The following is a 20,252-nucleotide window of genomic DNA, read 5'->3' on the forward strand; positions in this document are numbered from 1 at the left end:
TTGAGGGAGGGAATCACTTGGAAAAGGTCGATATTTTTAAAGATATTGCTGAGCGCACAGGCGGTGATATTTATTTAGGGGTTGTAGGAGCTGTTCGAACAGGGAAATCAACGTTTATTAAAAAATTTATGGAGCTTGTTGTTATTCCAAATATCGAAAATGATTCAGATCGTCAGCGAGCACAAGATGAATTACCTCAAAGTGCTGCTGGACGTACAATTATGACAACAGAACCGAAATTTGTTCCAAACCAAGCGGTTTCCATCCATGTTGATGACGGTCTTGAAGTAAATATTCGATTAGTAGATTGTGTTGGTTATACGGTTCCTGGAGCGAAAGGATATGAAGATGAGAATGGCCCACGCATGATTAATACACCTTGGTATGAAGAACCCATCCCGTTTCATGAGGCTGCTGAAATTGGAACGCGTAAGGTGATTCAAGAACATTCTACTATTGGGGTTGTCATTACAACTGATGGAACGATTGGAGAAATTCCAAGACGAGATTATATAGAAGCAGAAGAACGTGTTATCAATGAGTTAAAAGAAGTGGGTAAACCGTTTATCATGATTATTAATACAGTACAGCCGTATCATCCAGATACAGAACAGTTACGTCAAAGTTTATCAGAGGAGCATGATATTCCTGTATTAGCAATGAGTGTGGAGAGTTTAAGAGAAACAGATGTTTACAATGTACTTCGTGAAGCTTTATTTGAATTCCCTGTTTTGGAAGTGAATGTGAATCTACCAAGCTGGGTTATGGTATTAAATGAGGGACATTGGTTACGTCAAAGTTATCAAGAAGCTGTTCAAGAGACAGTTAAAGATATAAAAAGGCTTCGTGATGTAGATCGTGTTGTTTGGCAATTTAGTCAATATGAGTTTATTGATCGAGCGAGTTTAGCTGGGATTGATATGGGGCAAGGCGTTGCAGAGATTGATTTATATGCACCAGATGAATTGTACGATCAAATATTAAAAGAAGTTGTAGGTGTAGAAATTAGAGGGAAAGATCATTTATTAAAGCTTATGCTTGATTTTTCTCATGCAAAAACGGAGTATGATCAAGTTTCAGAGGCTTTAAGAATGGTCAAACAAACAGGATATGGCGTAGCTGCGCCGGCCTTAGCTGATATGAGCCTAGATGAGCCAGAAATTATTCGTCATGGATCGCGATTCGGTGTGAAATTAAAGGCGGTTGCACCGTCTATTCATATGATTAAAGTTGATGTTGAATCTACATTTGAGCCAATTATTGGTACTGAAAAGCAAAGTGAAGAGCTTGTCCGCTACTTAATGCAAGATTTTGAGGATGATCCGCTTTCTATATGGAATTCTGATATCTTTGGACGCTCGCTTAGTTCAATTGTTCGAGAAGGAATTCAAGCAAAATTGTCTTTAATGCCTGAAAATGCTCGTTACAAATTAAAAGAAACGCTAGAAAGAATTATTAACGAAGGATCTGGCGGATTGATTGCCATTATTTTATAAGGCCCCCCCTGCGAGCAGGGGGTTTTTGCTTTTTTATCCCGCTATTTGCAGGCTGTAAGACTCCAGTCTCAAGATTCAGAGAAAAGTGAGGAAGATAGGTGGAGAGGAGAAAAGAAATAGCCATTATCTAATACTTTGTAGCATATTGTCAAGTTTCATCGTTTTTTCACATTTTCGAGGTAACAATTTCTTTAAAAATATTGAATTATACAGGAGAATCGTATAATATAGGCGTTGATAATGATTTATCTACATCTTTGTAGTATAGAATTTGTAAAAATTGCCTACAAATGAAAGTAAGACTCATTTTATGATCATTATACAGTCTTATCTTTGGGAGGAGGTGAATGGCATGAACAAGACAGATTTAATCAATGCTGTTGCAGAAGCAAGTTCCCTTTCTAAAAAGGACGCAACAAAAGCAGTTGACGCTGTTTTTGATTCTATCTTAGAAGCTTTAAAACAAGGTGATAAAGTACAATTGATCGGATTCGGTAACTTCGAAGTTCGTGAGCGTGCGGCTCGTAAAGGACGCAACCCACAAACTGGTGAGGAAATTGAAATCGCTGCAAGTAAAGTACCTGCATTCAAACCTGGTAAAGCGTTAAAAGATGCGGTTAAATAATCCTTACATATTAACAGGGAAGAAGAGTTTCCTTTTTGGAAACTCTTCTTTTTGCTTTTAAAATCATAAATATGCTAGAATGTGTTCGTATCACTTTTAGGTTTTTCGGGAGGGTTAAGCGGATGGCAAAAGTTAACTTAGAACAAATCGAGCAAGCAGTGCGTCTTATTCTAGAGGCAATTGGAGACGATCCAAATCGTGAGGGAGTACTTGATACACCGAAACGTGTTGCGAAAATGTATGCAGAAGTATTTTCAGGTATGCATGAAGATCCAAAGGAGCATTTGCATAAAGTGTTTGGAGAAGAGCACGAGGAGCTTGTATTAGTAAAAGATATTCCATTTTATTCGATGTGTGAGCACCATCTTGTTCCGTTTTACGGAGTTGCTCATGTTGCATATATTCCACGTGGTGGAAAAGTAACAGGTTTAAGTAAATTAGCTCGTACTGTAGATACAATTGCACGTCGTCCACAACTTCAAGAACGTATTACGTCAACAGTGGCTAATTCTATTATGGAAGTGCTAGAACCACATGGTGTTATGGTAGTTGTTGAAGCGGAGCATATGTGTATGACAATGCGCGGTGTGAAAAAGCCTGGTGCAAAAACGGTAACTACAGCAGTGCGCGGTGTGTTAGAAAATGATGCAGCGGCACGTAGCGAAATTTTGTCTTTTATTAAGGCAAAGTAAAGGAAAGCGGGAAACTGCTTTTCTTTTTTATTTATATTATTTTACTTTTGATTCCGGTTGTTTGTAGGAAATACTGTCTGTATCCAACAAAACTAGGTGGGGATTACTGCCTGTGAAATCTAAATTCTTATAATGGCAAGGAGAAATGAGAATTCCATTTTAATGTGTGTTTATGGAGTGAGAGATATAGTCTTTAAAAAATTACATATATTTTGATAGCTGTCCATAAACTTATAGGTGAATGAGTTTTTGTTTTTTATGCGTATTGTATGAATAGAAATCTAACGTATAGTTTATCTTGATTCCCCAAGTTTTGGTTATAGAAAATAGAATGTATGTGTTATAATAGGTTTTATGAATTAGAAAACAAGGGTGATTTTTTGTGTGTGACATCTACGGAGGGTATGCGGATATAAAGGAGCAGTTGCTATCAAAACTGCGCCATCCTTATTTTATAAACTATATTGAAGAACCATTTATTGATGAAGAAAAGGTAGTGCTTTTATACGCTGCTTTAAAAAATGCAAATTTACATAAAGAACAAATTGATCACTATGTTTTAACGATTATGCTTGTACAAATCGCTCTTGATACACATGAAAAAGTATCAAACAAAGCAGATGAAGAAACAAGTGGATTTCATAAGCGTCGTCAGCTTACAGTACTTGCAGGTGATTACTATAGTGGACTGTATTATTATTTACTTTCAATGAATTGTGATATTGTATTAATTCGTGCACTTGCCGAAGGGATTAAAGAAATTAATGAACATAAAATTATGTTATATCAGAGGGCATATGAAACAGCTGATGAAGTAGTCAAAAGTGTTATGACAATCGAATCGGCACTTTTACAAAAAACATGTGATCATTTTCATTTATCACATTGGAAACCGTTTATAGCATATATGCTAGGGAATAAGCGTCTTCAAAAAGAGTATCAATTGCATGTTAAAAGAAAAACTGCACCTGTTTTTCAAGCGGTTCAAGCAACTCTATCAAATGATGATGACAGAAATGTGGAAGCGGTCTTTACAGAGTGGTTGAAAAAAATGGATGAACAAGAAAAATCATTTCTTCAAAGCCATAAAGAAATTGATGAGATAGTTTCCGCTTTAAAAGATAAATTGAAAACATAAGCAATTTTATATTGGAAGAAGGGTAAGCGCATGCAACAATCAAAGGAAGAAAGAGTACATGACGTATTTGAAAAAATCTCTGATAAATACGATGTAATGAATTCAGTTATAAGTTTTCAAAGGCATAAAGCATGGCGAAAAGAAACGATGCGAATTATGGATGTACAACCTGGAAATAAGGCGTTAGATGTGTGTTGTGGAACTGCTGATTGGACAATTGCACTTGCTAATGCTGTTGGTCCAAACGGAGAGGTACATGGTTTAGACTTCAGTGAAAATATGCTATCTGTCGGTAAAGAAAAGGTAAAGGCATTAGGATTGACGCAAGTGGAGCTTCTGCATGGAAATGCAATGGAACTTCCATTTGAAGATAATACATTTGATTATGTAACAATTGGGTTTGGATTACGTAATGTTCCTGATTATATGCATGTATTAAAAGAAATGACGCGAGTAGTAAAGCCAGGCGGGAAAGTGATTTGTTTAGAAACATCTCAACCAACGATGATTGGTTTTCGCCAGATGTATATTTTGTATTTCAAATACATTATGCCTTTGTTTGGCAAAATGTTTGCAAAAAGCTATAAGGAATATTCATGGCTTCAAGAGTCTGCTAGCACATTCCCAGGGATGAAAGAATTAGCGAAGATGTTTGAATCAGCAGGACTTGAGCATGTGCAAGTGAAACCATTTACTTTTGGTGTAGCAGCTATGCACTTAGGATTAAAACCGAAATTAAAATAGAAAAAAGACGTTTTTAGGTTAAGGTGAACAATATGAAGTTACAACTTATGTACTCTTTTTTACGATCGGATATTGATGTAATAGAAAAAGAATTAAAAAAGGTTGTTGCCTCAGAGCAACAACTAATAGAAGATGCGGCATTACAGCTTATCGAAGCTGGTGGTAAACGAATTCGTCCTGTATTTGTGCTACTTGCGGGGAAATTCGGAGACTACAAGTTAGATGCAATTAAACATGTTGCAGTTGCTCTAGAGCTCATCCATATGGCTTCGCTTGTTCATGATGATGTAATTGACGCAGCGCTCTTACGAAGAAGTAGTGCAACTGTAAATGCAAAATGGGGAGATCGTATTGCGATGTATACGGGAGATTATTTGTTTGCAAAGTCTCTAGAGTGCATTACGAATTTAGAAGTTCCAGAAGCTCACCAGGCATTATCGTATACAATTTTGGAAGTGTGTAAGGGTGAAATCGAACAAATTAAGGATAAGTATGATTATAATCAAAATTTAAGAACGTATTTACGACGGATTAAGAGAAAAACAGCATTGTTGATTGCGGCTAGTTGTCAGTTGGGAGCCATTGCTTCTGGGGCAAGTCGTGATACTGTAAATCGTTTGTTTTGGTATGGTTATTTTGTTGGAATGTCGTATCAAATTATTGATGATATTTTAGATTTCGTTTCAACAGAAGAAAAATTAGGAAAACCTGCTGGTGGAGATTTATTGCAAGGAAATGTCACACTTCCAGCTTTGTATGCAATGGAAGATCCAAAACTTCGTGCAAAAATTGTATCCGTACATGAAAATACAACTGCAAGTGAGATGAAAGAAATTATTCACGATATTAAAACAAGTCCAGCAATTGATCGGGCATTTGCATTTAGTGAACGTTATTTACATAAAGCATTAGAGGTAATAAAACCTTTGCCACGTGGACAGGCAAAATATGCGTTGCAAAATGTTGCAAAGTATATTGGAAAACGAAAATTTTAATGACTTTCTTTTACAAATAAAAAAATCTCTCTATTTCAAAACTATTGCACAATTGTGATAAGGGTGTTAATATGTGTGTGGGGATATACAATTACATACATAATTCAGAAGTGGAGAGATTTTTTATGGAAAAAACATTTCTAATGGTAAAACCAGACGGCGTACAACGTGCCTTCATTGGGGAAATTGTAGCTCGCTTTGAGAAAAAGGGCTTTCAATTAGTTGGTGCGAAATTAATGCAAGTTACTCCAGAAATTGCAGGAAAACATTACGCTGAGCACACAGAAAAACCTTTCTTTGGTGAATTAGTAGATTTCATTACATCTGGTCCTGTTTTTGCAATGGTATGGCAAGGGGAAGGTGTAGTAGATACTGCTCGTAATATGATGGGTAAAACAAGACCTCATGAAGCGGCACTAGGTACAATTCGTGGCGATTTTGGTGTAACAGTTGCGAAAAATATTATCCATGGTTCTGATTCTCTAGAAAGTGCAGAACGTGAGATTGGTATTTTCTTTAAAGAAGAAGAATTAGTAGACTACTCAAAATTAATGAATCAATGGATTTACTAATTATTTTAAAATAATTTGTAAACGCTTTAATTACTGTGGTAATAGTGAAAAGTGCAAGGAGAGTGTAAATACTCTTCTTGCACTTTTTTAGTTTCAAATAGTTACGAAGTAAGGCTCGGTATGATATATTGATACATAAAGTAAAACCTCTATGAAGGAAGAATAACTTTTGAACAAGACATAAAATCTTTCTTTTTAGGTGGAAGAGAGCATCCGCTCATGCGTAGAAGCGGTCAGCCCCTCTTCGTGCTCCATGCCAAGTGAAAACAAAGCGAGAAAACGAGTGCGGGTCACCTTTAGTTTTTCATAGCAACGAGTTATATGTTGAAAAAACAAAATGGAGTTATATAGTAGAAAATAGGGCAATCCTATATCTTCACTATATATACATACAACTTGAAAGACGATATAAAATCTTTCTTTTTAGGTGGAAGAGAGCATCCGCTCATGCGTAGAAGCGGTCAGATCCTCATCCTATCATTAATGTGGGATAAAATAATTACAAGAAAAGGGGAATATCCGATGCGATACATCACAGCGGGTGAATCTCATGGTTCGCAGCTTACGACAATTTTAGAAGGTATTCCAGCAGGATTATCTTTAGTAGCAGATGATATAAATGAAGAATTAGCAAGAAGGCAGAAAGGTTACGGACGTGGCAGACGTATGCAGATTGAAAAAGATCAAGCACAAATTGTCAGTGGTGTTAGACATGGACTTACGCTTGGGTCTCCAATTGCACTCGTTGTTGAAAATCGAGATTTTACCCATTGGACAAAGATTATGGGAGTAGATCCGTTAACTGAACAAGAAGCAAAAGAAATGAAAAGACAAATTACAAGACCGAGACCTGGTCATGCTGATTTAAATGGTGCAATTAAATATGGACACCGTGATATGAGAAATGTACTTGAACGCTCTTCAGCACGTGAAACAACAGTTCGAGTTGCAGCAGGAGCTGTTGCGAAAAGACTTTTAGCAGAGTTAGGTGTAAAGGTTGCTGGACATGTAATTGAAATTGGCGGTGTGCAGGCAGAAAAGCTTACATATGACTCAATAGAACAACTACAAGAAATTACAGAAGCATCCCCGGTTCGTTGCTTAGATGAGGAAGCATCTAAAAAGATGATGCAGGCAATTGATGATGCAAAAACAAGTGGAGATTCTATTGGTGGAATTGTTGAAGTGATTGTAGAGGGAATGCCAATTGGAGTAGGGAGTTATGTGCATTATGACCGAAAACTCGATGCGAAATTAGCAGCGGCAGTAATGAGTATAAATGCTTTTAAAGGTGTGGAAATTGGCATTGGATTTGAAGCGGCACATAAGCCAGGAAGTCAAGTGCACGATGAAATTCTTTGGGATCAAGAAAAAGGGTATACGAGACGAACAAATCATGCTGGTGGATTAGAAGGTGGCATGACAACAGGTATGCCGGTTGTCGTACGCGGCGTCATGAAACCCATTCCAACGCTATATAAGCCGCTTCAAAGTGTTGATATTGATACGAAAGAATCTTTTTCAGCGAGCATTGAACGTTCTGATAGTTGTGCTGTACCAGCAGCTAGTGTTGTGGCGGAAGCAGTTGTTGCATGGGAACTAGCAGTAGCTTTAGTGGAACAATTTGGAGCAGATCGTATGGATTGTATTCGTGAAAATATTAAGAAACATAATGAATATGCGAGGGAATTTTAATGGAGAAAATACATATTCAGACGCAGTCTAAAGAGTATGATGTATATGTAGGAAAAGATGCGTTGTCACATTTGACAGCGCTTGTTCGAAATATGGAACCGACTGTTTCTAATGTAATGGTCATTTCTGATGAATCTGTCGCATCATTTCATTTAGAAGAAGTTATGGATGCATTGCAAGTAGAAAAACATGTTTTTTCATTTGTTGTTCCAAGTGGAGAGAAAGAAAAATCATTTGAAAACTTTTATGCGGCTCATACGTCAGCGCTTGAAAATGGGATGGATCGACATTCTTTAGTTGTTGCACTTGGAGGAGGAATGATCGGTGATTTAGCTGGTTTTGTTGCGGCGACATTTATGCGCGGTATTCGCTTTATTCAAGTTCCAACAACGTTACTGGCACATGACAGCGCAGTTGGTGGAAAAGTTGCCATTAATCACCCTCTAGGAAAAAATATGATCGGAGCGTTTCATCAGCCAGAAGCAGTTCTATATCATACACCATTTTTAAATTCATTACCGGAAAAAGAGTGGCGTTCAGGATTTGCTGAAGCGATTAAACATGCTTTTATCGGTGATGTTGAATTATATCATTGGTTAAAGCGAGAAGTGAAAACATTAGAAGATGTACGGGATGAAAAATTAATTTATATATTACAGCGAGCAATTCCTGTAAAAGCAAATATTGTAGCGCAAGACGAAACTGAAAAAGGTGTGCGTGCTCACTTGAATTTTGGACATACATTAGGACATGCCCTTGAAAAAGAGATGGGGTATGGGAAAATTACTCATGGTGATGGAGTAGCAATTGGTATGTTATTCGCGATATTCTTAAGTGAACAAATTTATAAAGTAGACCTTGGTTATAAGGAAATTAAGCGGTGGTTTTCTCAGTATGGTTATCCGCATATGCCAAGGAATCTAAATATAGAACGCCTTGTGCAAGTGATGAAGCAAGATAAAAAAGCGAACGCAGGAATAATTCGTATGGTACTTATGCAGGAATATGGGGTAGTGAATGTCGTATCTATTTCAGATGAGACTGTCCATACTACATTAGAAGCATTTCAAAGAGATGAGGAATCTATTTGATTCGCGCAATTCGCGGCGCGATTACAGTCGAACATAATGAAGCTGAGGAGATATTGACTGCAACAGAGCGTTTAGTGAAGAGAATAGCAAATGACAGTGGAATCTATCCGGCTGATATTGTATCGGTGTTAATTTCTACAACAGCTGACATAAATGCATGTTTTCAGGCAGCGACTTGGAAGGCTTTACTTATTACCGGTGATGTGTGTAAAAGAAATAGATGTACCGAATGCTTTGCAGAAGTGTATTCGTGTGATGATGACAGTCACGACAAGACAGTTGCAGCATGAAGTAGAGTGTATGCATGTAGAAAAGGCGATTGTACTGCGGTCTGATCTAGTAAAATGACAGGGGGAATCAAAATGAGAGTAAAAGAGCAATTGTTAACTTTGAAAGCATATGTACCTGGCAAAAACATTGAAGAAGTAAAAAGAGAATATGGATTATCTAAAATTGTAAAATTAGCATCTAATGAAAACCCGTTCGGCTGTTCAAAACGTGTAACGGAAGCTTTAGCTTCATTAAGCACACAATATGCTTTATATCCAGATGGAGCAGCTTTTGAACTTCGTGAAAAAGTAGCCGCACACCTTCATGTGAAACCAGAGCAACTTTTATTTGGTAGCGGTCTGGATGAAGTAATTCAAATGGTTAGTCGCGCTTTATTAGAAAAAGGTACAAATGTTGTGATGGCAAATCCAACATTTTCACAATACTATCACCATGCTGTAATTGAAGGGGCAGAGGTTCGTGAAGTGCCACTTAAGGACGGTATTCATGACTTGGACACGATGCTAAAGCAAATTGATGAACAAACGCAAATCGTATGGATTTGTAATCCGAACAATCCAACAGGAACATATGTAGAACAGAAAAAATTACTTTCATTTTTAGAGGCGGTTCCGAAGTCAACACTCGTAATTATGGATGAAGCATACTATGAATATGCAGGAGCGAAAGAGTATCCACAAACATTGCCACTTCTTGAAGAGTATGAAAATCTCATGGTGTTACGTACATTTTCAAAAGCATATGGCTTAGCTGCTTTTCGTATTGGTTATGCTGTAGGGAATGAAAAACTCATACAGCAATTAGAAGTAGCAAGATTACCATTTAATACATCAGCTGTTGCACAAGCTGTTGGTTTGGTAGCGATAGAAGATCAAGAATTTTTACAAGAGTGCGTGAAGCAAAATGCTGAAGGATTAAATCAATATTATACGTTCTGTAAGGAGTACGACGTTTTTTACTATCCATCACAAACAAATTTCATATTCTTAAAGCTTGGGATTCCCGGTAATGAAGCATTTGAAAGATTAATGAGAAAAGGGTATATTGTTCGTTCAGGTGCTGCGTTTGGCTTGCCAGGTGGTATCCGTATTACTGTTGGTTTAAAAGAAGAGAATGATGAGATTATTGAATTGCTGACGGAACTTGTGAAAGAGCAAAAAAAGAAAGAAGAAACATATTCTTAAGAAAAGGCGCGGCTCCCATTATAGGAGTCGTTTTCTTTAGGCTATACATATTTGCACGATGAAGAAGGAAAGCAGTACAATAAAGATATATACATACAAATTGGAAAACTGCCATAAAACATTTCTTTTTAGGAGGGAGAGAGGATCCGGTCGTGCATAGAAGCGGTCAGAGCTTTTTTCAGTCAGTCCCATGCCAAGTGAAAACAAAGAGAGAAAATGAGTGGGGATCTTCTTTTGTTTTTATAGCCGCGACTTATATGTTGGAAAATCAAAATGGATATATAGAGATGATATAGGTGTACAAAAGTATATATTATTTTTAATAGGGGTGATAAAAATGAAGAGACTCATAAGGCGGAAAAATGGTTTGAATGGAACGATTGCTGTGCCTGGAGATAAATCTATTTCACACCGCGCTGTGATGTTTGGAGCGATAGCAGAGGGAACAACAAAAATTTCAAATTTTTTATTAGGAGAAGACTGTTTAAGTACGATTGCTTGCTTTCGGAAATTAGGAATAATGATTGAGCAAGATGGTAACGATGTCATTGTACATGGAAAAGGATTAGCTGGATTACAGGAACCGAAAGAGGTGCTAGATGTAGGGAACTCAGGAACCACTATTCGTCTCATGCTTGGTATTTTAGCGAATGCTCCTTTCCATTGTACTATAATTGGGGATGAATCTATTGGAAAACGTCCTATGAAACGTGTTACAGCCCCTCTTCGTGAAATGGATGCACAAATTGAAGGTCGGGAAGATGGACAATATACGCCGTTGTCGATTCGTGGAGGAAACATAAAAGGTATACACTATCATTCTCCTGTAGCAAGTGCGCAGGTAAAATCAGCTATTTTACTTGCAGGATTGCAAGGAGAAGGGGTGACATCAGTAACAGAACCGTTACAATCTCGTGATCATACGGAAAGAATGCTGCGTGCATTTGGTTGTGAAGTGAATGCAGAAGGGCGAACTGTTTCTTTACAAGGGGGACAATCGCTTGTAGGAACGGAAATAGAGGTTCCAGGTGATGTCTCTTCAGCTGCCTTTTTCTTAGTAGCGGGTGCAATTGTACCAAATAGTAAACTTGTATTGAAAAATGTTGGTTTAAATCCAACAAGAACAGGGATTCTGGATGTGTTATCAGAAATGGGAGTGCTTATTTCAATTCGTAATGTTCGAAATGAAGAGTTTGAACCATGTGGAGATATTACAATTGAAACTTCTGAACTGAAAGGAATTGAAATTGGCGGTTCACTTATTCCAAGGTTAATTGATGAAATTCCTATTATTGCTTTACTGGCGACACAGGCGACAGGAACAACAATTATTAAAGATGCAGAGGAGTTAAAAGTAAAAGAAACGAATCGCATCAATACGGTTGTTGATGAGCTTCGAAAACTGGGAGCGGAAATTGAAGCGACACCAGATGGTATGATTATTAATGGGAATCAGAAGTTACAAGGGAATATTGTTAATAGTCATGGGGACCATCGCATTGGCATGATGCTTGCAATTGCGTCTTGTATAGCAGAAGGAGAAATGCAAATTGAAAATGGTGATGCAGTTGCTGTATCCTATCCGAATTTTTTTGAGCAGTTAGAATCTCTGTGAAGCAAAAGGATCTTTTCAGTTTGGGAAGATTCTTTTCTGCTCCTTTGAGTTGCTTACATGGCAACAGTTGTTTATGATTAATGAACAGAAGAGAATATTATAAGAATTAAAGGAGACATTTATGCAAAAGTTTGAACAGGCTGTTTCTTATATTGAAAATGGGGAAGCGGAAAAAGGATTAACACAATTAAAAGAATTGGTAAAACAAGGGACAGATGAAGAGAAGTATGATATTGCTCGCTACTATCATACGCTTGGATTTATTGATGAAGCGTTAGCGATTACAGAAGATTTACGTTTGTTATATCCAGAAGAAAGTGAGTTTACAATATTTTTAGCAGAATTATATATTGATTTAGATAAAGAAGATGAGGCAATTGAAGTGCTTCATGATATCTCTGAAGACGATGAACTGTATGTTCAATCTTTACTACTTGTTGCGGATCTATTTCAAATGCAGGGCTTCGATGATGTTGCAGAGCAAAAACTATTAAAAGCAAAAGAAATGATGCCAGAAGAGCCTGTTATTACTTTTGGACTAGCAGAACTTTATAGCAGTAAAGGTGAGGAGCAAAAAGCGATTGCTTATTATCAGTCATTACTTTCTGATCACAAAGTAATGGGAGGCGTTGTAATTGCCCTTCGCTTAGCTGAAACGCTAAGTGCAATTGGAAACTGGGAAGAAGCAATTACGTACTATGAAGAAGGATTAGAAGAACAAAAAGATATTCATTCTTTATTTGGGTATGCATTTACACTTTATCAAGGTGAAGAGTATCAAAGGTCGATTGGAGCTTGGAAAGAATTAAAAGAACTAGACCCAGAATATGCATCCTTATATATGTATTTGGCTAAATGTTATGAAAAAGAAGGAATGCTTCAAGAAAGCTATGAAACACTTCATGAAGGAATTAAAATTGATGAATTATCTGTGCCTCTTTATGTAGAACTTGCAAATATTGCAGCGAAGATAGGGAAATTAGCAGAAGCAGAAGAATTGCTTCAAAAAGCATTACAGATTGATCCAGGACATTTAGGTGCGATATTAAAATATGCATATATCTTAAAAGAACAAGAGAAATATGAAGAACTAATTGTTGTTGTAGAAAATGCAATGGATAGTGGAGAACAAGATACACAATTACTTTGGGATCTGGCATTTGCGAAAAAACAATTAGAAATGTATTCTGATGCATTAAAACACTATGAGAGTGCATATACTTCTTTTAAGAATCATCCGGATTTCTTGGAAGAGTACGGTTATTTCCTATTAGAAGAAGGGTTGCGAAAAGAAGCGAAAGAAGTATTTACACGCTTACTACAACTGGATCCAACACAAATTCACATCGAAGAATTGCTATATAATTTAGAGGATTTTTCATAAGTTGGAAGGAAAGTGAATGCTGCTTCTTGAATCTAAATAAGAAAAGAGAAAGACAGAGGAGGGACTGAGCGCTATGAATACCCCTGTTTCTGTAAACGAGAAGAAGGATTTTGTAAAATGGTTTTTAAACAATTATCAACTGAAACAGCGTGAATGTGTATGGATTTTAAATTATTTAATGAGTCATGATCAATTAATGCACAAAGTCCACTTCGTAGAACATGCAAAATATTGCCCTCGTGGTTTAGTGATGTCAGCAAATTGTGTGAAAGATACACCGTTTCACTTCTTTAAACAAAATGTTATGACGACGGATGCAGAAAAATCATTTCATGACATTCGTTTAAATCGAGATGAGGATATTTATATTCAACTTAATTTTAAATCATCGTTCCAAAATGCAAATTATGTAGCAGTATTAGAAGAAAATCCGTACTTGCCAAAGCATATTGAAGTAAATGAAAAAGATCGTTTACTTGCAGAACGATTTTTAGAAGAGAGTGTATTTTCATTTCGAAGAGATCGACTTTTAAAGCAAATTGATGAAGCGCTGGACAATCAAGATAAGGAAGCTTTTTGTAAGTTAACAGAGGAATTGAAAAGTTTGTAGGGAATGATAATTTTCTTTAATTTTGACAAATTTCTAACTATTTAAAGAAAAACTACCTAATATAGGTAGTTTTTCTTTTTTTACCTGTTTTAGTATGGTTTAATAGATATAAAGTGAAAGTTCTGTCATTTAGAATGAGATAATGGGCAAAGGAGGGAATTATGATGAAATGGGCTGTAAAAGATGCGGAGCAATTTGAACAAGCTAGAGAGTATGTGGATACTGGTATTATACCCCTTCTTTCTATTTCAGTAGCAAAAGAAATGAAGAGTGTTGTAGCGCAAGGGGAATTTATTGAAACTTTAAGCATGGAGTTAGAAAGAGAATATAAAGGAAGAGTGCTTTTGTTACCGCCGTTTACGTACTTAACGGAGCAGCAAAAGCAAGAGAAAGGGCGTTTACAAGATTGGACAAGTCATTTGCAGGAGCAAGGATTGAAACATATTGCTTATGTTACAAGTGACTTTGCATGGAAAGAGGGTGTAGATACGTTACCAGGTCATTTGTTTTGGTTACCTGCTTTATCGCTAGAGGAATTTAGTGATCAAGCGAAAAGAGAAGTAATTCATGCGCATGTAAAAAATATAATGGAATTATTGACAGAAAAGTGGGAAAATAAAAAATAAGCAGATAGTTCTTATGATTATGAGTAGTATGATATTGACCTGCGCATGTGGGTATTATATCATGATAGTGTCCTAGTTTTTATTTTTTTATACTGTTTTGTCACGAGGGGACAATTTCTGATAGAGGGGGGAAATTTTCGTGAGCGAGAAAGAACATCGTGTGTCAAGAAGACAATTTTTAAACTACACGCTTACAGGTGTAGGAGGTTTTATGGCAGCTGGAATTTTAATGCCAATGACGCGCTTTGCACTTGATCCAGTTTTAAGGAAAGAAGCGGGGGGAGAGATGGTTGCTGTTGCGCAAGTTAAAGAGATTACAACAGAACCAAAACGCTTTGACTTTAAGGTAAAGCAGGTTGATGGATGGTACAAGTCCGAAGAACCAAAATCTGCTTGGGTGCATAAAGATGAAAGCGGAGACATTATAGCGTTTTCTCCAGTGTGTAAACATTTAGGGTGTACGGTTAACTGGAATTCAGACAAGTCGCATCCTAATCAATTTTTTTGCCCATGTCACGGGGGACGTTACACAAAAGATGGCATAAACATAAAGGGAACGCCGCCTCTTGCTCCACTTGATGTGTATGAATCCAAAGTGAAGGATGGAACGCTTTATTTAGGAAAAGCAAAGCCAAGAGGGGGTGCGAAATAGATGTTAAATAAAATTTATGATTGGGTGGACGAACGGTTAGATATTACACCGATATGGCGTGATATTGCCGACCATGAAGTACCCGAACATGTAAATCCAGCACATCACTTTTCTGCATTCGTCTACTGCTTTGGAGGACTTACGTTTTTTGTTACTGTAATTCAAATTTTGTCAGGAATGTTTTTAACAATGTATTATGTACCGGATATTAAAAATGCTTGGGAATCGGTTTATTATTTACAAAATGAAGTTGCGTATGGACAAATTGTACGTGGCATGCACCATTGGGGTGCCAGCCTTGTAATTGTAATGATGTTTTTACATACACTTAGGGTTTTCTTCCAAGGTGCATATAAGAAACCTCGTGAATTAAATTGGATTGTCGGTGTTCTTATTTTCTTTGTTATGCTAGGTCTTGGTTTTACCGGATATTTATTACCATGGGATATGAAAGCGTTATTTGCAACAAAAGTAGGGATTCAAATTGCGGAGCAAACACCGCTTATCGGCCCTTATATTAAAACATTACTTGCTGGTCACTCCGAAATTGTCGGGGCTCAAACATTAACTCGCTTCTTTGCTATTCACGTCTTCTTCTTACCAGCAGCACTTCTAGGCTTAATGGCCTTCCACTTCATCATGATTCGCAAACAAGGTATTTCTGGTCCGCTATAAGTAAGAGATTGCTAATTTGAAAGAATAGGAGAAAAACTGAATTGAAGGAGGGAGATTATGCATCGCGGCAAAGGGATGAAGTTTGTGGGAGATTCACGAGTACCTGTAGCACGTAAACCGAATATCCCGAAAGATTATTCTGAATATCCAGGGAAAACAGAAGCGTTTTGGCCGAACTTCTTGTTGAAAGAATGGATGGTTGGTGCGGTTTTTTTAATCGGTTATTTATGTTTAACGGTGGCGCACCCGTCGCCACTTGAGAGAATGGCGGATCCTACAGATGCAGGATATATACCACTTCCAGACTGGTATTTCTTATTTCTGTATCAGCTTTTAAAGTACTCATATGCATCAGGCTCATTTACTGTAATCGGCGCGTTTATTATGCCAGGGATTGCATTTGGAGCATTACTATTGGCGCCATTTCTCGATCGAGGTCCTGAAAGACGTCCATTGAAACGGCCAGTTGCAACTGGATTCATGCTTTTAGCAATTGCTTCTATCATCTTTTTAACATGGGAGTCTGTGGCACATCATGACTGGGAAGCTGCAAAAAAACAAGGTGCAATTGTGAAAACGACACCAGTAGATAAAAATGATGAAGGTTATAAATTGATGCAAAAAAATACATGTTTAACATGTCATGGTGATAACTTGCAAGGTGGTGCAGCGGCGCCAGCGCTGCAGAATTTAACGTTAAAACCAGAAGAAATTGCAAAGATTGCGAAAGATGGAAAAGGTGCGATGCCTAAAGGAGTATTTAAGGGCACAGATGAAGAGTTGAAGAAGCTCTCAGAATTTATTACGAAATATAATAAAAAATAATTGAAGGCTGACTACGAATTTGTAGTCAGCTTTTCTGTTTGTAACACAAAGTTTGCTATAATAAAAGCATAGCGTTTTAGAGAATAAAAAAGTTACTTTGTTTGAAAGGTGTTGTATATACATATTGGTCTACGTGTATGCGTTATTAAGACAGCGTTCGGTTTTACTACTTTTGTTCATCATTAACATTTTAGGGACAATATATGGTTTTATTTGGTATGGAGATCAACTGATGGAAACTTCATTGATATTTTGGCCATTTGTTCCTGATAGTCCTATTGCAAGTTTCTTCTTTGTTTTTGTATTACTGGCCTTTTTGTGTAATAAAAATTGGGGACTAATAGAAGCTTTAGCAATCGTTTCCTTAATGAAATATGGTATTTGGGCTGTTGTTGTAAATGGCATTATGTTTATGGTTAAGGGCAATCTTGAGTTTATGAGTTATATGTTGGTGCTTTCTCATTTTGCAATGGCTATACAAGGTTTATTATATGCCCCGTTTTACCGTATAAAAAAGTGGCATTTTATTGTAGCAGGTATATGGACGTTACATAATGATGTAATCGACTATTTGTTTTGGCAAATGCCGAGATATGGTATTATGCATTTGTTTGTAGAACAGATTGGTTACTTTACATTTTGGTTAAGTATTGTTGTATTAGCTATTACATACTATTATTGTTTGAGAAAAAATCGAAAACAGTTTTCGTTATGAAATTAAATGAGGAATTGGAGAAAGAAAATGAATAAAAATAAGATAGGTGTAAGAATATTCGATCGTTTGATAACTACTATTGTCTCATACTGTATAGCATTTTCTATTTTTGCTATTGCAACTACAATTGTTGTATATGGGAAATGGTTATATTATGCAGATATACATTTTTTAAATATACCAGATTTAGCAAATATGACAGAATCAGAAATTAAGAAGAACTATGATGTACTGATGACATACCTTTCTCCTTTTTATCATGAATCATTACAATTGCCTACACTAGATATGTCAACAAGTGGAAGAATTCATTTTGTTGATGTGAAAAATATTTTAGTGAAGATTCAATACGGGATGTGTATGGCGCTCAGTATTGCTTTATTGGGCGGGGGGTATTTATTGCGTAAACGAAAGATGAAGTTTTTATTACATGGCGCAATTTTGACCATTATATTTCCGATTGCGCTTACTTTGCCTATTGCAATTAATTTTGAAAAGAGTTTTGTACTATTCCATAAACTTCTTTTTAGCAATGATTATTGGCAATTTGATAGTGAAACAGATCCTATTATTTTAATGCTACCAGAACAGTTTTTTATGCATGCAGCATGTGTAATTTTAATATTGATTTTATGTGGGAGTGCTTTTTGTTATTGTATGTATAGATATTTATTAAAAAAGCGGAAGTCTTCAATGGAAAATCTTTATTCATAAAATATTTTTCAGTTTCGTTCTGTTCTATTCTTGTCCACCTTAACATATTTTGTACTAGTAGTTATAGGGGGGACCGGAATGAAGAGAGTCTTAATTGGAATGATAGCATTTCTGATTATATTGTTTCCAGTACGTATATACGCTGAAAAATGGAATGAGTTAACGGGGCTATTAGATGATTCCTTGCAACTTGTAAAACAAGAAGAATATAAGAAAGCAACGCAAGTATTGCAACATTTTTCAGAACAATTTGTATTGCGGGAGAATGAAAAGGAAAATAAACTAACACCCATGCATTTTCGGGTAATCTCTTTAGCGTATGACAGGGCACAGCGATCGCTTGGGGAAGAAAGTTTAGATCAGCAAATAAAAATAGATGATGTATTGGCACTACAATTGGTGGTAGATGCGGAAGTATCTAAGTATCAACCGCTTTGGATAGAACGAGAAGGACGTGTTATGGGGGCTTTTGCTAAAGTTGAAAAGGCACTTCAAACAGAAGATGATGAACGATTCCAACAATCATTAAATACATTTTTGCATGAATTTGATGTGATTTATCCAAGTTTAATGATTGCATTGCCGGAAAATCAATCACAGCGTGTAAATGCGCATTTATCGTATTTGGATGAATTCCGTAATGTGATGTTAAAAAATAAAAGTGGACAAATGCAAGTAGGGATTATAAAAGGAGATTTACAAAAAATATTTCAAACAGCAAAGAAAGATGAAGTGGACTCTTCTCTCATATGGTTTATGACAATTACAGGTGGACTTATTTTCTTTACATTAACCTACGTCGGTTGGAGAAAATATAAGGGAGAGAAAGCGAAGCGTACCAGTGGGATACATTCTAAAAATCGATAAGATCACTAATATAGACAAGGATTGTAAGGTTTCTTTATTGACAATATATAAAGAAGAAAATAGAATGGATAGTACTATAATTACGACTTCAATGGAGGTTCATAATGGCTTTTTATTTAGTTTATTTCGCGATCATTATGATCATACCGTTGTATGCACAGTCAAAAGTACGCAGTGCTTATAGCAAATATTCACAGGTGTATTCAACATCGGGTATGACAGGAGCGGAAGTAGCTCGAAAAATTTTAGATGAAAATGGTTTGTATAACGTAGCTGTAGAAGAAACACCAGGGCATTTGTCAGACCACTATGACCCAACAGTCAAAACGGTTCGCTTGTCAACTGATAACTATTATGGTCATTCAGTTGCTGGAACAGCTGTAGCAGCTCATGAAGTAGGGCATGCGATTCAAGATGCGAAAGATTATAAGTTTATGCGTTTTCGTCATTCTTTAGTTCCAGTTGCAAGCTTCGGATCGAACATGTCATGGGTGTTCATTATGATTGGTATATTTGCATCGATGACAAAGCTATTGTTACTAGGGATTATTTTAATGGCAGCAGGTGTAGTTTTCCAGCTCGTTACATTACCGGTTGAGTTTGATGCTTCAAAACGCGCAATGCAGCAAATTGAAGCACTTGGAATTGTATCAACAGACGAATATGGGCAAGCACGTAAAGTATTAAATGCAGCAGCTTTAACATATGTTGCAGCGGCGGCAGTAGCGGTATTTGAATTGCTTCGTCTAGTATTAGTTTATACAGGGATGCAGCGTAGCGATGATTAAAGACTATCGATTTTGATATTATCCCCTTAAGGTAGACAGTGTAAAAAGACCATGAATAAACATGGATGTTACACTTTTACTTGGAGGGGATTTTATTATGGTTAAAAAAGGGGATAAATTTCAAACTTATTCAGATGAATTAAAGATACAAGTTGTAAAAAGTTATTTAAATGGTGAAGGTAGCCAAACAGCTATAGCTAAGAAATATAAGCTGAAAAGTAGAACACAGTTAATGAATTGGGTCCGGAGATATCAAGA

The 20,252-nt window shown here is 36.6% G+C and carries 22 protein-coding genes and 1 pseudogene; all 23 read left to right on the forward strand.

Translation table 11 applies throughout. The features are described 5' to 3' along the window. Positions 1-17: 17 nt before the first annotated feature. Complete coding sequence (spoIVA, locus tag JDS96_RS07145; protein ID WP_016114091.1) at positions 18-1,496, forward strand: stage IV sporulation protein A; 1,479 nt, start codon at positions 18-20, stop codon at positions 1,494-1,496. A 352-nt stretch (positions 1,497-1,848) separates the two neighbouring features. Continuing rightward, entirely contained in the window at positions 1,849-2,121 is a 273-nt protein-coding gene (locus tag JDS96_RS07150; RefSeq protein ID WP_001043860.1) for an HU family DNA-binding protein, read from the forward strand. A 122-nt stretch (positions 2,122-2,243) separates the two neighbouring features. Continuing rightward, positions 2,244-2,813, forward strand: coding sequence for a GTP cyclohydrolase I FolE (gene folE, locus JDS96_RS07155; RefSeq protein WP_003206523.1), 570 nt, complete (start codon positions 2,244-2,246; stop codon positions 2,811-2,813). Positions 2,814-3,195: 382 nt separating this feature from the next. Continuing rightward, a complete protein-coding gene (locus JDS96_RS07160; protein ID WP_018764273.1) occupies positions 3,196-3,951 on the forward strand; it encodes a heptaprenyl diphosphate synthase component 1 in 756 nt (251 codons plus the stop codon). Between the two features lie 30 nt (positions 3,952-3,981). Next, on the forward strand, positions 3,982-4,695 hold the full coding sequence (locus tag JDS96_RS07165) for a demethylmenaquinone methyltransferase (protein ID WP_199666454.1): 714 nt from the start codon (positions 3,982-3,984) through the stop codon (positions 4,693-4,695). Positions 4,696-4,727: 32 nt separating this feature from the next. Next, positions 4,728-5,690 carry a heptaprenyl diphosphate synthase component II gene (hepT, locus tag JDS96_RS07170; protein ID WP_003206518.1) on the forward strand — a complete coding sequence of 321 codons (963 nt, stop codon included), beginning with the start codon at positions 4,728-4,730 and terminating at the stop codon, positions 5,688-5,690. Between the two features lie 125 nt (positions 5,691-5,815). Further along, positions 5,816-6,262, forward strand: a complete 447-nt coding sequence (gene ndk, locus JDS96_RS07175) for a nucleoside-diphosphate kinase (protein WP_003206516.1) — start codon at positions 5,816-5,818, stop codon at positions 6,260-6,262. 522 nt (positions 6,263-6,784) lie between these two features. Continuing rightward, the gene (aroC, locus tag JDS96_RS07180; protein WP_018780987.1) at positions 6,785-7,957 is read left to right on the forward strand and encodes a chorismate synthase; all 1,173 of its coding nucleotides are present in this window, start codon (positions 6,785-6,787) and stop codon (positions 7,955-7,957) included. Beyond that, positions 7,957-9,048: a 3-dehydroquinate synthase gene (aroB, locus tag JDS96_RS07185; RefSeq protein ID WP_003206512.1), complete on the forward strand. Its 1,092-nt coding sequence runs from the start codon at positions 7,957-7,959 to the stop codon at positions 9,046-9,048. Before aroC ends, aroB begins: the two co-directional genes overlap by 1 nt. Positions 9,049-9,101: 53 nt before the next feature. Further along, positions 9,102-9,396, forward strand: a pseudogene (locus JDS96_RS07190) (chorismate mutase). Between the two features lie 14 nt (positions 9,397-9,410). Further along, positions 9,411-10,523 (forward strand): histidinol-phosphate transaminase, encoded by a 1,113-nt coding sequence (gene hisC / locus JDS96_RS07195; protein WP_199666456.1) that lies wholly within the window; start codon positions 9,411-9,413, stop codon positions 10,521-10,523. A gap of 337 nt (positions 10,524-10,860) precedes the next feature. Next, the gene (aroA, locus tag JDS96_RS07200) at positions 10,861-12,138 is read left to right on the forward strand and encodes a 3-phosphoshikimate 1-carboxyvinyltransferase (protein WP_199666457.1); all 1,278 of its coding nucleotides are present in this window, start codon (positions 10,861-10,863) and stop codon (positions 12,136-12,138) included. A gap of 121 nt (positions 12,139-12,259) precedes the next feature. Further along, complete coding sequence (locus JDS96_RS07205) at positions 12,260-13,522, forward strand: tetratricopeptide repeat protein (protein WP_040119336.1); 1,263 nt, start codon at positions 12,260-12,262, stop codon at positions 13,520-13,522. Positions 13,523-13,595: 73 nt separating this feature from the next. Beyond that, positions 13,596-14,132 carry a ReoY family proteolytic degradation factor gene (locus tag JDS96_RS07210; protein WP_003206504.1) on the forward strand — a complete coding sequence of 179 codons (537 nt, stop codon included), beginning with the start codon at positions 13,596-13,598 and terminating at the stop codon, positions 14,130-14,132. Positions 14,133-14,296: 164 nt separating this feature from the next. Then, complete coding sequence (locus JDS96_RS07215; protein ID WP_018764280.1) at positions 14,297-14,758, forward strand: YpiF family protein; 462 nt, start codon at positions 14,297-14,299, stop codon at positions 14,756-14,758. A gap of 139 nt (positions 14,759-14,897) precedes the next feature. Further along, on the forward strand, positions 14,898-15,410 hold the full coding sequence (gene qcrA, locus JDS96_RS07220; protein ID WP_199666458.1) for a menaquinol-cytochrome c reductase iron-sulfur subunit: 513 nt from the start codon (positions 14,898-14,900) through the stop codon (positions 15,408-15,410). Then, positions 15,411-16,085: a menaquinol-cytochrome c reductase cytochrome b subunit gene (qcrB, locus tag JDS96_RS07225; RefSeq protein ID WP_000932700.1), complete on the forward strand. Its 675-nt coding sequence runs from the start codon at positions 15,411-15,413 to the stop codon at positions 16,083-16,085. A 57-nt stretch (positions 16,086-16,142) separates the two neighbouring features. Next, positions 16,143-16,910, forward strand: coding sequence for a menaquinol-cytochrome c reductase cytochrome b/c subunit (gene qcrC / locus JDS96_RS07230; RefSeq protein WP_003206500.1), 768 nt, complete (start codon positions 16,143-16,145; stop codon positions 16,908-16,910). Between the two features lie 124 nt (positions 16,911-17,034). Next, positions 17,035-17,625: a lipoprotein heptaprenylglyceryl N-acetyltransferase LhaT gene (gene lhaT / locus JDS96_RS07235; RefSeq protein WP_026008437.1), complete on the forward strand. Its 591-nt coding sequence runs from the start codon at positions 17,035-17,037 to the stop codon at positions 17,623-17,625. Between the two features lie 27 nt (positions 17,626-17,652). Beyond that, positions 17,653-18,339 (forward strand): lipoprotein intramolecular transacylase Lit, encoded by a 687-nt coding sequence (gene lit, locus JDS96_RS07240; RefSeq protein ID WP_018764282.1) that lies wholly within the window; start codon positions 17,653-17,655, stop codon positions 18,337-18,339. A 78-nt stretch (positions 18,340-18,417) separates the two neighbouring features. Next, positions 18,418-19,206: a sporulation protein YpjB gene (gene ypjB, locus JDS96_RS07245; RefSeq protein ID WP_088094036.1), complete on the forward strand. Its 789-nt coding sequence runs from the start codon at positions 18,418-18,420 to the stop codon at positions 19,204-19,206. A 104-nt stretch (positions 19,207-19,310) separates the two neighbouring features. Then, the gene (locus JDS96_RS07250) at positions 19,311-19,994 is read left to right on the forward strand and encodes a zinc metallopeptidase (protein ID WP_199666459.1); all 684 of its coding nucleotides are present in this window, start codon (positions 19,311-19,313) and stop codon (positions 19,992-19,994) included. Positions 19,995-20,091: 97 nt separating this feature from the next. Further along, positions 20,092-20,252 (forward strand): helix-turn-helix domain-containing protein (locus tag JDS96_RS07255; protein WP_199666460.1); only part of this gene is annotated, 161 nt, incomplete at its 3' end.

This window comes from Bacillus cereus group sp. N21, assembly GCF_016483395.1.
GTDB lineage: Bacteria > Bacillota > Bacilli > Bacillales > Bacillaceae_G > Bacillus_A > Bacillus_A pseudomycoides.